The sequence below is a fragment of the Secundilactobacillus oryzae JCM 18671 genome (genome assembly GCF_000740055.1).
In the GTDB taxonomy this organism is placed as follows: domain Bacteria; phylum Bacillota; class Bacilli; order Lactobacillales; family Lactobacillaceae; genus Secundilactobacillus; species Secundilactobacillus oryzae.
Genome location: NZ_BBJM01000003.1, coordinates 41,869 through 54,664 on the forward strand (window position 1 = coordinate 41,869; position 12,796 = coordinate 54,664).

General features: G+C 42.3%; 10 protein-coding genes. All 10 read left to right on the forward strand.

The annotated features are described in order from the left end of the window. Positions 1-11 precede the first annotated feature (11 nt). The 10 genes from recD2 to LOSG293_RS01575 all read left to right on the forward strand — a co-directional run bounded on the left by recD2 (position 12) and on the right by LOSG293_RS01575 (position 12,781). On the forward strand, positions 12-2,498 hold the full coding sequence (gene recD2 / locus LOSG293_RS01530) for an SF1B family DNA helicase RecD2 (protein ID WP_034526205.1): 2,487 nt from the start codon (positions 12-14) through the stop codon (positions 2,496-2,498). A gap of 61 nt (positions 2,499-2,559) precedes the next feature. Beyond that, positions 2,560-3,540, forward strand: coding sequence for a ribose-phosphate diphosphokinase (locus LOSG293_RS01535; RefSeq protein ID WP_034526206.1), 981 nt, complete (start codon positions 2,560-2,562; stop codon positions 3,538-3,540). Positions 3,541-3,643: 103 nt separating this feature from the next. Next, positions 3,644-5,098 carry an amidase gene (locus LOSG293_RS01540; protein WP_034526209.1) on the forward strand — a complete coding sequence of 485 codons (1,455 nt, stop codon included), beginning with the start codon at positions 3,644-3,646 and terminating at the stop codon, positions 5,096-5,098. Between the two features lie 163 nt (positions 5,099-5,261). Beyond that, on the forward strand, positions 5,262-6,170 hold the full coding sequence (gene murQ / locus LOSG293_RS01545; RefSeq protein ID WP_034526211.1) for an N-acetylmuramic acid 6-phosphate etherase: 909 nt from the start codon (positions 5,262-5,264) through the stop codon (positions 6,168-6,170). Between the two features lie 88 nt (positions 6,171-6,258). After that, positions 6,259-7,251: an aldo/keto reductase gene (locus LOSG293_RS01550; protein ID WP_034526213.1), complete on the forward strand. Its 993-nt coding sequence runs from the start codon at positions 6,259-6,261 to the stop codon at positions 7,249-7,251. Positions 7,252-7,331: 80 nt separating this feature from the next. Beyond that, positions 7,332-8,339, forward strand: coding sequence for a ribose utilization transcriptional repressor RbsR (gene rbsR / locus LOSG293_RS01555; RefSeq protein WP_034526216.1), 1,008 nt, complete (start codon positions 7,332-7,334; stop codon positions 8,337-8,339). Between the two features lie 378 nt (positions 8,340-8,717). Beyond that, on the forward strand, positions 8,718-9,950 hold the full coding sequence (arcA, locus tag LOSG293_RS01560; RefSeq protein WP_034526218.1) for an arginine deiminase: 1,233 nt from the start codon (positions 8,718-8,720) through the stop codon (positions 9,948-9,950). A gap of 29 nt (positions 9,951-9,979) precedes the next feature. Further along, a complete protein-coding gene (gene argF / locus LOSG293_RS01565) occupies positions 9,980-11,011 on the forward strand; it encodes an ornithine carbamoyltransferase (RefSeq protein ID WP_152551069.1) in 1,032 nt (343 codons plus the stop codon). Positions 11,012-11,084: 73 nt separating this feature from the next. Continuing rightward, positions 11,085-12,029 (forward strand): carbamate kinase, encoded by a 945-nt coding sequence (gene arcC / locus LOSG293_RS01570; protein ID WP_034526222.1) that lies wholly within the window; start codon positions 11,085-11,087, stop codon positions 12,027-12,029. 62 nt (positions 12,030-12,091) lie between these two features. Continuing rightward, complete coding sequence (locus LOSG293_RS01575) at positions 12,092-12,781, forward strand: Crp/Fnr family transcriptional regulator (protein WP_034526225.1); 690 nt, start codon at positions 12,092-12,094, stop codon at positions 12,779-12,781. Positions 12,782-12,796: the final 15 nt, after the last annotated feature.

Genomic DNA, 12,796 nt, shown 5'->3' on the forward strand with positions numbered 1-12,796 from the left:
GAGGGGACACAGTGGCAGAATCCATTAATTTATTCGATGAGCAACCAGTAGCTAATCAGGGAAAAAAATTCGTGGTTGGAAACGTAGCTGCTGTGTTCTTTTCTAGTCCCGATAGTTTCTATAAAGTGTTGCTGGTACGTATCTCTGAGACCAACCTAGACTGGGGCGAAGATGAGATCGTCGTCATCGGCAATTTTGCGGAAATTAATGAAGAAACGACCTATCGATTTGTCGGTAAGCAGGTTTCTCATCCGAAGTACGGGAGCCAATTTCAGGCGGAAAACTACGAAAATGAAACGCCAACATCTAGAGCAGGAATCATCAGTTATTTGTCCGGAGATGATTTTCCTGGTTTAGGAAAGAAAACCGCCGAAAAAATTGTGGATCATCTGGGACTTCAAGCGATTGATAAAATTATCAAGGATCCGACTAGCCTAGATGCATTAGGGTTAAAGGATAAGGTGAAACAAACCCTAATTGAGAACCTGACCGAAAATAACGGGATGGACCAAATTATTATTGGCCTCAATAGTTATGGCTTCGGGAGTCAATTGACGGCTAAAATATTTGAAAAATATCGTGGCGAAACCCTTGATGTTTTAAAAGAAAATCCTTATCAGTTGGTCGAAGACATAGTGGGAATTAATTTCAAGCGTGCGGATCAAGTGGCTAGTCAAATTGGCATCAAGCCCGACGACCCCAAGCGAGTTAGGGCTGCTCTATTGCAGACAATTGAGGACCTTTCGATGCAGGATGGCGACGTCTATACCTCGGCAGAACCTTTGATGAAGACCACGCTGCAATTGCTTGAGGGCAGTCGGCAAATGCAGATTAATCCACAAACGGTGGCGGAGCAGTTAGTGGCTTTAGCACAGGAGAAAAAAGTCGTCGGGGATGAAGACCGAATTTACCTGAAGGACCTTTATGAAAGCGAGTGGCAAATTGCGGAACACCTCAACCGTTTGTTAAAGGATGAAACGGTTGAAGCTGTTGAGGATTCGGTGATTGAGAAGCAATTTAGGGTTGTTGGTAAACAGCTTGGCATTGAGTACGATGATTCTCAAAAAGCAGCCTTAAAAACGGCTATAAATTCCCGGGTCTTTCTTCTGACTGGTGGACCGGGTACTGGGAAAACTACCATTATTAATGGTTTAGTTTCCCTTTATGGTCGAGTACACGATTTGTCACTGGATATTAACGAGTATAAGGACAAACCGTTTCCTGTTTTACTGGCTGCGCCAACTGGCCGTGCTGCCAAACGGATGAGTGAGACCACCGGATTGCCAGCTAGCACGATTCATCGGCTGCTGGGACTAACGGGTCGAGAATCCAGCAATGACGTTGATACGAATGAACTAGAGGGCGGTTTACTGATTGTTGATGAAATGTCGATGGTTGACGTATTCCTCTTTAGATCACTATTACGGGCCATTCCCAGCCACATGCAAGTTGTCCTAGTGGGTGATAAGGATCAGTTGCCATCAGTTGGACCAGGACAGGTGTTCCATGATCTATTGCAAAGTGGCGAATTAACTAAAATTGAATTAAAGACAATTTATCGTCAAGGGGATGGTTCTTCCATTATCCCGTTGGCACACAGCATTAAAGAGGGCCGCCTTCCAGATGATTTTACAGTGAATCAGCCTGATCGGTCTTTTATCCCATGTACAGCAAGCCAAATGGAATCAGTAATTGGCCAAATCGTAACTCGCGCCAAGGCCAAGGGCTTTAGTACCTCTGATATTCAAGTGTTGGCACCCATGTACCGTGGGGTAGCGGGGATTGACCGGCTAAATCAAACGATTCAGAATATCATGAATCCCCATACCAATAGTCGGCAAAAGGAAGTTGAATTTCGGGGGCAAGTTTTCCGAATCGGCGATAAGGTGTTGCATTTAGTCAACAGCCCGGAGAATAACGTATTCAACGGTGATATTGGCATTATTGTTGGAATTGATTTAGCCAGTGATAAAGGAAATCAGCCCAAATCAGATCAGATTACCATTGCGTTTGATCAAACTGAAGTGACATACGGCCGAAACGATTGGATTCGAATTACGCTGGCCTACACGACTTCGATTCATAAGTCTCAAGGGTCAGAGTTTAAGATGGTGATTCTACCCATGGTCCCACAGTATTCGAGAATGTTGCAACGCAATCTGCTGTACACTGCGGTGACCCGAGCTGAAAAAATGCTGATTTTACTGGGTGACACAAACTCATTTGAACAAAGTGTTAAAAATGAATCAGTTAATCGAAAGACAACATTAAAGGAACGCATCCAGACGGTGATTACGGGTAAACCAGTTGAGCCTGCTGTTACTGACGAGACGAGTCATCCGGAAGAAGCACAACCGGTGGCAGCTATAGTACCAGAAGAAACACCACTACCACATGAAACCCGCTTAACGAACGATTTAGTTTTAAGTGGTCGGATTGACCCCATGATTGGGATGAATGATGTGACACCACAACAATTTATGCCAAAACGGGCATAGGCGCTTGCTTTAGGTCGTAATTGTTGAGATAATCATGCTAGAAAATAAATGGAGGCACGACATGTCGGAAAACGAAACAAAGGGAGCGTTAAAATTATTTGCGCTTAACTCAAATAAACCTTTAGCAGAAAAGATTGCCAAAGCAGCTGGCGTTGAACTGGGAGAAACTTCAGTTAAGCATTTTAGTGATGGTGAGATTCAAATCAACATTGAAGAAAGTGTTCGAGGTGACGAAGTCTTCTTGATTCAGTCAGTTTCTGATCCAGTTAATAGCATGCTAATGGAATTGCTCATTATGATTGACGCTGTTCGACGTGCGAGTGCTAATTCAATTAACGTTGTGATTCCTTACTATGGTTACTCGCGAGCAGATCGTAAGGCACGTTCAAGAGAACCCATTACAGCCAAATTAATTGCGACAATGCTTGAGATGGACGGGGTTAGTCGGGTTGTCACGCTTGACCTTCATGTTGCTCAATTACAAGGGTTCTTCGATATTCCGATGGATCACATGCAAGGGGCACCATTATTAGCCAAGTACTTCATTGACAATGATATCGTGGAAGATGTAGTCGTTGTTTCACCAGACCATTCTGGGGTTTCGAATGCTAGAAAGTTGGCTGAATTCTTGCACGCACCAATTGCAATTATTGATAACCGTGATGATGGTGAGTCAACCACTTCGCCAGATGCTGTCATTGGTGAAGTTAAGGGCAAACGGGCTATTTTAATCGATGATATTATTGATACTGGGGTTCGGATGGCCAATTCGGCTAAAACACTCGAGCAAGCGGGTGCCAATGAGGTATACGCGGTAGCAACGCATGCTGTCTTTAGTGGCGATGCTGCACAAAAGCTAGAGGATGTGCCTTTGAAAAAGGTGGTCATTACTGACTCCATTCAGTTACCTGAAGAAAAGCAAATTGATAAGTTAGCCATTATGTCTGTTGGCAATTTAATGGGTAAAACCATTCGTCGAATCTATGACCAAAAAAGCGTTGGGGAATTAATTCGTCAAGAAAAAGAAGATCTTAACAAATAGTTTCTAAGTAAGAAGCGTGTTTTTTGAACACGCTTCTTTTTTATCGGTAAATGAATTCGCTTTCATGGTAAGATTAGATTAATTAATCATTGGAGATGAAAGCATGGATGATCTTTCAGCATTACAAATGGCAAAATTAGTGCGTGAAAAGGAAGTATCAAGTAGGGAACTCATACTGGATGCTTTCAAGCGGATTGACGAAAAGAACGAAGCGTTAAACGCTGTGATTTCTCAACGTCAAGAAAAGGCGCTTCAAGAAAGTGAGGCACTTGTTGATCAAGGCCAAACTTTTTTAGGAGTACCTTTGCTTATTAAAGGTCTCGGACAGTCTCTTGCTGGAGAATCCAGCACAGCAGGATCCAGACTGTTAAGACAACAGGTTGCCTCACAAACTAACTTTTTTGTGCAGGCGCTTCAACGGGCAGGATTCATTATTATTGGTCAGACGAATGTACCTGAATTCGGGTTTAAAAATATTACTGATTCTAAATTATATGGAAACGCGCATAATCCGTGGAATCTTGACTATCAGCCAGGAGGTTCTAGTGGGGGTGCGGCGGCAAGCGTGGCGGCTAAGTTAGTCCCAATTGCGGCTGGAAGTGATGGTGGTGGCTCAATTCGTATCCCTTCCTCATTTTCTGGTTTAGTTGGTTTAAAGCCAACCCGGGGACGTGTCCCAGTTGGCCCTAGTGACTGGCGTTCTTGGCAGGGAGCGGCAATTGATTTTGGATTAACTCGCAACATTTCAGACACTGCTGCTTTATTGGATAGTTTACAAACGTTCCAGACAGCAGCTGTTTTCCAAGTGCCACCGTTTAAATCCGGTTTCTTGGCTGGACTGGCAAAACCATTACCGAAGTTAAAAATTGCCTTTAGCGATGTTTCACCTGTTGGGACGCCAGTTTCCGACGAAGCAAAGCAAGCAGTTCACCAAGCAGTTCATTTTTTAGAAGAACAAGGTCATGAAGTTGAAGAAGCATCGCCAGATGTGAATGGCGTTGATTTGATGGAGACCTATTATCAAATGAATGCTGGTGAGACAGCAGCCATGATGGAAGACCTGGCGATTGGGTTTCAGCGACCAATTAAAAAGGATGAAGTTGAACCGTTAACATGGGCGTTGTCCGAAACGGGGAAACATATTAGTGCAGCTGACTACAGTCATGCCCTGAGCAAATGGGATGCTGCGGGTTACGTCATGGATCAATTTTTAGATGACTTTGATTTGTACCTGACACCCACGACAGCCTGGCCCGCTCCAAAAGTGGGTGATCCTTTAATTTCACCTGAAAATCAACAAAAGTTGGCAATCATTGAGTCGTTTTCTCCGTCAGCACAGCAACAATTGATTTATGATCAATGGCTTCCTGCACTGACAAGATCACCGTTCACGCAACAGGCCAATTTAACGGGACAGCCGGCAATTAGTTTACCAACCCATGTGACTCAAGATGGTTTACCATTAGGCATTCAGTTTTTAGCCAAAAAGGGCGATGAAATGAAACTATTACGGATTGGGAAATTATTTGAAAATGCTGATCAATTTAAGCGTTTGTAATTTTTTTCAGGAATTTAGGCCGCTAACTTACGTGCTCGGATCGACTTTGTGAAACTTACCTGCAAAAAGTTCGGAATTAATTACGGGTAGTGAAAGCGCTATCATTATGTGATACAATATTCATGATAATAGATTTTGATTGGCGAAATGGGAGGCGGAACGCATGAATTTCGAAGATTTATTAACCGAGCAAAGGAATCGGCACTCAACGCATATCGATGAAGTGAGTTCATTAGAAATGGCCGACATTATGAATAGGGAAGATCAACGAGTCGGTCGAGCAGTTCAAAAGGAGTTGCCAAATGTTGCTCGGGCAATTGATGCAGCCGTAATTAACTTTAATAATGGTGGCCGGTTAATTTACATAGGGGCCGGAACGTCTGGTCGGTTAGGCGTTTTGGACGCAACGGAATTGAAACCAACTTACGGCCTAGATGATGATCAAGCTTTTGGCATTGTTGCTGGTGGTATGGAAGCTATGGCCAAAACAATTGATGGTGCCGAAGATAATAGCAAACAAGGCGCTGAAGACTTGAGAAACGTTAAGTTAACGGATCAGGATATTGTGATTGGAATTACAGCGAGCGGGACAACACCGTATACCCATGGGGCTTTAGCATACGCAGCAGGTATTGGTGCTTTAACCATTGGGATTACCTGTGTGGCGGACAGTCCGCTAGAAGCTGTTTCTTCCATTACCCTTTGTCCGATTGTGGGACCAGAAGTGATTACTGGAGCAACCTTGATGAAGGCTGGGACTGCTCAAAAGATGATTTTAAATATGTTGTCTACGGGAATTATGATTAAATCCGGGAAAGTTTACCAGAATTTGATGATTAACGTTGTACCAACTAATGCGAAGACCATGCAACGGGCTAAGCGGATTATTGCAGCAGCTACGGAAACATCGACTTTGGCAGCAGAACGGGCGCTTTCTCGTACGAATAATAATGTGCCATTGGCCATTGTTCTCATCGAAACAAAGGGAACAATCGAGGAAGCAAAGCGACTTTTAGATGCTGCAGATGGTCATATTAGCAAAGCAGTCAATTTAAGCGATAACGTAAAATGAGGATTCAGCTAGAACGGCGAAACTTCTTGACTATGACCGCCTAAGTCTCTTACAATTTAGTTATGACAACGATTAAGGAGTGAGAGATTTGTATAAAGCGGATGAAAATCGTTATGACGGTAAAATGCCGGTTAGACGAGTAGGTAACAGCGGTCTCCAACTACCAGCTATTTCTTTTGGGATGTGGCATAGTTTTGGGGATGACGCAAACTTCAAAGATAGTGAAGCGGTGATGCTTGAAGCATTTGACAGTGGCATCTTCAGTTACGATTTAGCTTATAACTACGGACCTGAGTCTGGTGCAGCTGAGCGGATGTTTGGTGAAGTGTACCAAAAGAACCTCAAACCTTATCGTGATGAATTAGTGATTACGACCAAGGCTGGTTTCCATATGTGGCCTGGTCCTTATGGTGAAATGAGTTCACGCAAGACGTTGATTAATGCTTTAGATGGTAGCTTGAAACGAATGGGTCTTGATTACGTTGATGTTTACTATAGCCATCGATTTGATCCTGAGACAAGTCTTGAGGAAACGGCGGTGGCGCTTGACCAGTTGGTTCGCGATGGCAAGGCGCTGTATGTGGGTATTTCAAACTATACGAGTGAACAAACGCATGAAATTGCGAAAATTTTCAAGGACTTGCATACACCATTCGTTGTGAACCAAGTCTCTTACAACATGCTTAATCGTAATATTGAAAAGGACGGCTTACTTGATGAGCTTGACGCAGATAATCTCGGTTTAGTTGCCTATGGACCACTTGCAGAGGGATTATTAACTGATAAGTACCTTAATGGTATTTCAGATGACTTCCAAATTCACTGGAGCAGTACAGAAGTGATGGAACAGGGCAATGATAAGATGGTAAAGAAACTTAACCAACTCAATGAATTGGCTCAAGGTCGTCATCAGACGTTGGCACAAATGAGTATTGCATGGCTACTTAAGCGTAAGACAGTTGCAAGTATCGTTACTGGGGCCTCAAAACCTCACCACTTGCTCAACAACTTAGAAGCTATGAAAAACTTAGACTTTACTGCTGACGAATTGGCTGAAATTGAAAGAATTCTAAAAGCATAGCAGGAGAGAAATCGAAACGGTGACGTTTCGATTTTTTTAAGAGCAACACTTCTCAGTAAATGGTGAATGGAAGGGTTTGTATGACTAAAAAAGTGACCATTAAGGATTTAGCAGTAGCATCAGGGGTTTCAGTGACGACCGTCTCTCAAATCTTAAATGGCAAAGGGGATCGGTTCAGCGAGGAAACGAAACACCGAGTGGCTGAATTACAAAAAAAGTTGGGCTACGTTCCAGATTTTAATGCGCGTAATTTAATAATGAAATCCGCTAGAACAATCGGGGTTCTCGTACCTGATATCGCTAATGCGTTCTTCAGTATGTTTATCAAGGGCATTCAGGATGCTGCACAAAAGAATAAATTTGTTCCAATCATTTTTGATGCGAACGATACGAAACAGCTCCAAAGTTATCTTGAGGAACTGATTCAGCGAGCAGCAGACGGCCTGATTATTGCGAGTGCCACAATTGATCGAAATGCCGTGGATACCATTTTGAAGCGTAACGGAATTCCTTACCTATTATTTGACCAAAATGCGGTTAGTGAAGGTGATCGTGTTCGAATCGATGATGAAGCTGGAGGGAAAATGGCTGCGAACTATTTGCTGGAGCATAACCACGAACGAGTGACCATCGTGGCTCCAGAAAATCCTACAGAAAACGTTTCTCATCGAATTGGGGGCTTTAAGCAAGCATTTGAGAAAGCTGGAAAACCTCTTTCTAATGAAGCGTTCGTTTACTCAGAGGCCAGTAAAGCGGGCGGTTATGCCGCAGTATCGCAAGTGATAGCCAAGAGGCCTTCTGCGGTCTTTACGACTAGTGATGAGATTGCGATTGGTATTTATCGAGGGCTGCAGGAACAGGGCTACACGATTCCGGAAGATATTTCGGTGATTGGCTACGATGATATTGATTTGGCTACATATATAACGCCAAAATTAACAACGGTTCATCAACCAGCCTTTGAAATGGGACAGGCTGCGACTGAACTTTTGATCAATCGATTGAATAATCGGCAACTACCGCCACAAATTCGGGAGTTACCGATTCGATTAGTCGAACGCGAGAGTGTGAGACAACTTAGCAAGTAACTTCAGAGACAGCGTGCATGCTGTCTTTTTTTTATACACTTAATTTCTAGGATACAAATATCCACTTATTTATGTAAAATGTGAATATTATGTGAAGATAGTAATGATAAATTGCTAAAAACACTGATATATAAGTATTTTTCTTAAAAACAACACATTTTATCTAATTTTAATTTTCTAATTTTATACATTTATTTGTGCATATTAATCAATTTATTAATGAATTTGTGGATTTGTGAATAATTTTATAAGGCCTTATTCAGACGAAAATTAGAATGCGAAATCCATCTCATTTTGAATGTAAAATTTTTCTAGAAAGCGGTTACATTTCACGATATGCTTAATCACGTAATCAAGAAGTAATAGGAGGAATGCTAAATGACAAGTCCAATCCATGTAAATTCAGAAATTGGTAAATTAAAAACCGTAATGTTGAAACGACCAGATGTGGAAGTTGAAAACTTTACCCCTGATATGATGGAACGTCTTTTGTTCGATGATATTCCATACTTACCAATTGCACAGCAGGAACATGACAATTTTGCAGAAACACTCCGTCAAAACGGGACAGAAGTTCTCTATCTCGAAAAATTATCAGCAGAAGCAATTGATGCTGGTGGGGAAGAAGTAAAACACGCCTTCCTAGAACAGATGTTAACTGAAAGCGGTTACGCAATGGGTGCTACCCATGATGCTCTGAGCGAATATCTCTTGAGCATGAGCACTCAAGATATGGTTAACAAGATTATGGGTGGGGTTCGTAAGAACGAACTTGACTTCATTCCAAGTGATCTTGTGAGTGCCGCTGAAGAAGAAAGCTATCCATTCTTTATGGATCCAATGCCTAACCTTTACTTTACACGTGATCCAGCAGCCTCAATTGGTGATGGCTTAAGCATCAACCACATGACATTTGCTGCTCGTCAAAGAGAATCACTATTTATGGAAACAATCATTAAATATCACCCACGTTTTGCTAACCAAGGTTTGAACGTTTGGCGTGATCGGAACCATGACACTCGAATCGAAGGTGGCGATGAACTTGTCCTCAGTGACCACGTTCTCGCAATTGGAGTTTCACAACGGACTTCCGCAAATGCAATTGAAGATATTGCCAGAAACCTCTTCAAGGACAGTAACTTTGACAAAGTGATTGCCATTAGCATTCCTCATAACCACGCCATGATGCATTTGGATACTGTGTTTACCATGATCAACACGGATCAATTCACGGTTCACCCAGGTATTCTTGGTGAAGGTGGTCACATTGATACTTGGACAATCACACCAGGTAAGAATGGCGAGTTGAGTCTCGATCACAGAACTGATTTGAAGCAAGTTCTTAAGGATGCGCTTGGATTAGATGATCTTGACTTAATTCCAACCGGTGCTGGTGATCCAATTATCGCAGGTCGTGAACAATGGAATGATGGTTCAAACACATTGGCCATTGCCCCAGGCGTTGTTGTAACATATAACCGTAACTATGTTTCAAATGAATTACTCAGAAAACATGGCCTTAAGGTGATTGACGTTCTCTCAAGTGAATTATCAAGAGGTCGGGGTGGCCCACGTTGCATGAGTATGCCATTGGTTCGTGAAGATCTTTAATAAATTTAAAATAAAAGATAGGGGTTATGATTATGTCAGACTTTAAACAAAGCGTATTCCAAGGACGTAGTGTTCTTGCCGAAAAGGATTTTACTGCGGAAGAATTGGAATTCCTAGTTGATTTTGGTTTACATTTAAAGGATTTAAAGAAGAACCATATTCCTCACAGATACTTGGAAGGCAAAAATATTGCCTTACTCTTCGAAAAATCTTCAACTAGAACCCGTGCGTCATTTGTGACGGCTTCAGTTGATTTGGGTGCTCACCCAGACTTCCTTGGACCAAGTGATATTCACTTGGGTAAGAAGGAAACCACATCAGATACTGCCAAAGTGCTTGGTAGCATGTACGATGGGATCGAATTCCGTGGATTTAAACAAAGCGATGCTGAAATTTTAGCTCGCGACAGCGGTGTGCCAGTTTGGAACGGTTTGACTGACGAATGGCATCCAACTCAAATGTTAGCCGATTTCATGACGGTCAAAGAAAACTTTGGTCACTTGAAGGGTCTGACATTAACATTTATGGGTGATGGACGTAACAACGTTGCCAACTCACTCCTAGTAACAGGTGCCATTTTGGGTGTGAACGTACACATCGTTTCACCAAAGCACTTGTTCCCAACAGACGAAACGCAAAATATTGCCAAAGAATTTGCTAAGAAGTCTGGCGCAAAGTTATTGATTACTGATGATGTTGCTGAAGGTATGAAGGGTTCTAACATTGTTTACACTGACGTCTGGGTATCAATGGGTGAAAACAATTGGGAAGAACGAATCAAAGAATTGAAGCCTTATCAAGTAAATATGGCTGCGATGAAGGCAACTGGTACACCAGATGATCAATTAATCTTCATGCACTGTTTGCCAGCCTTCCATAATACCGATACTCAAGTTGGTGAAGACATCAAAGAGAAGTACGGTCTTTCAGAAATGGAAGTTACGGATGAAGTGTTCAATAGCAAGTATGCTCGTCAATTTGAAGAAGCTGAAAACAGAATGCATTCTATCAAAGCAATGATGGCTGCAACTCTAGGGAATCTCTTTATCCCACGAGTTTAATCAAATTTACAACGAGCATGTAGTGACGAACTATGTGCTCGTTTTTAATAGAAAAAGTAAAGGTGGAATCGATATGTCAGGAAGAAAAGTCGTGGTCGCATTAGGTGGTAACGCCATTTTATCAAAGGACGCCTCAGCAGCGGCACAACAACAAGCATTAAGAGATACAGCAAAGTACTTGGTTCAATTTGTTAAGCAGGGCGATAAGTTAATCGTCTCTCACGGAAATGGTCCTCAAGTTGGAAACCTGCTCCTTCAGCAAGCTGCGGGTAGCACCGAAAAGAACCCAGCAATGCCACTTGATACGGCTGTTTCAATGACCCAAGGAAGCATTGGTTATTGGATGCAAAACGCCATGGGTGAGGTTCTAGCAGAATCTAACTTGGACGTTGATGTTGCAACCGTTGTGACACAGGTGGAAGTAGACGCTAACGATAAGGCATTTACGAACCCAACGAAACCAATTGGGCCATTCTATTCAAAAGAAGAAGCTGATCAAAAGAGGCAAGAAAATCCTGATCAAACCTTTGTTGAAGATGCGGGTCGTGGTTACCGTCGCGTTGTGCCATCACCAATTCCAACGGGCGTTAAGGAATACCGGGTGGTTAATGCCTTGGTGGATGCCGGTATTGTGCCAATCTCAGTTGGTGGCGGTGGCGTACCAGTTGTTAAAGAAGGCAATCGATTAGTTGGTCGCGAAGCCGTTATTGATAAGGACTTTGCTTCAGAAAAATTAGCCGAACTCGTCGATGCTGACCTTTTGATTATTTTAACTGCTGTGGATAACATTTATGTTAACTTCAATAAGCCGGATCAAAAGAAGCTGGAAAACGTGACGGTTAGCGAACTGGAAACCTACATTAAAGAAGATCAATTTGCTAAGGGTAGCATGTTGCCAAAGGTCCAAGCTGCAATTGATTTTGTTAAGAATAGTAACGGCGGAAAAGCAGTTGTGACCTCTTTGGAAAATGTGGGCGAATTCCTTGAAAATGGTTCCGGAACAATCATCACACGATAGTTTAGCAAAACAAAAACGTTTTGGGTTATACTTTTCTTGAACCTTATGGGAGGAGTTAACTCATGATAAGCAAAGATGAATATCCCCGGTACAAGGCTTGGTTAAGAAGAGTCGCGGAATTTAAGGATTTTACGGACGATCAATTCGATTATCTGACTGACCAGATGCAAGTTAAAACGTTTGCAAAGGGGCAAATCCTATTCGATCAAGGTGATATGCGGGATCGCTATTACTTTATGATCTCGGGATTAGTTAGAACTGAACGACTAGATGATACAGGTAACTTTGGCTTTCTTAGTTACATTAAAGAAAAGAAGGGCTTCCCTTATCGTGGCTTATTCCAGGATGAGGAGTACGCCTATTCGGCAGAGGCTATGACGAGCATTGAAATCATTTCGTTTCCGATGAGCAAGTTTGAAGCTGTGATTCAGGAGAATCAATTGGCAACCAAACGGGTCATTCAAGAAATGGGTCAAATCATCAATCGAAATGAAGACCAGTTACAACGGATGGTTATCTCTAGCGCAACTAAACGCGTTGAGCAAGCATTAGAGATTTTTAGTGAACAGTTAGGTGAGCCTAAAGCCAATGGCGAAACTTATGTGCCGTATCCGATTACGTTAATTGAATTAGCGCGAGTGAGTGGGACGACTAGAGAAACTGCGAGTCGAGCCGTTCAAAAATTGATTTCAGATGGTTTAATTAGTTATCAGCATAAAAATTTCACATTTTTCGGGGAGACTCTTGCTTAATAATACGACGGATAA

Excerpts from the sequence above, each read along its gene's own strand:
- LOSG293_RS01535 (WP_034526206.1), top strand. The coding sequence starts at position 2,560 with ATGTCGGAAAACGAAACAAAGGGAGCGTTAAAATTATTTGCGCTTAAC.
- LOSG293_RS01540 (WP_034526209.1), top strand. The coding sequence starts at position 3,644 with ATGGATGATCTTTCAGCATTACAAATGGCAAAATTAGTGCGTGAAAAG.
- murQ (WP_034526211.1), top strand. The coding sequence starts at position 5,262 with ATGAATTTCGAAGATTTATTAACCGAGCAAAGGAATCGGCACTCAACG.
- rbsR (WP_034526216.1), top strand. The coding sequence starts at position 7,332 with ATGACTAAAAAAGTGACCATTAAGGATTTAGCAGTAGCATCAGGGGTT.
- arcA (WP_034526218.1), top strand. The coding sequence starts at position 8,718 with ATGACAAGTCCAATCCATGTAAATTCAGAAATTGGTAAATTAAAAACC.
- arcC (WP_034526222.1), top strand. The coding sequence starts at position 11,085 with ATGTCAGGAAGAAAAGTCGTGGTCGCATTAGGTGGTAACGCCATTTTA.
- LOSG293_RS01575 (WP_034526225.1), top strand. The coding sequence starts at position 12,092 with ATGATAAGCAAAGATGAATATCCCCGGTACAAGGCTTGGTTAAGAAGA.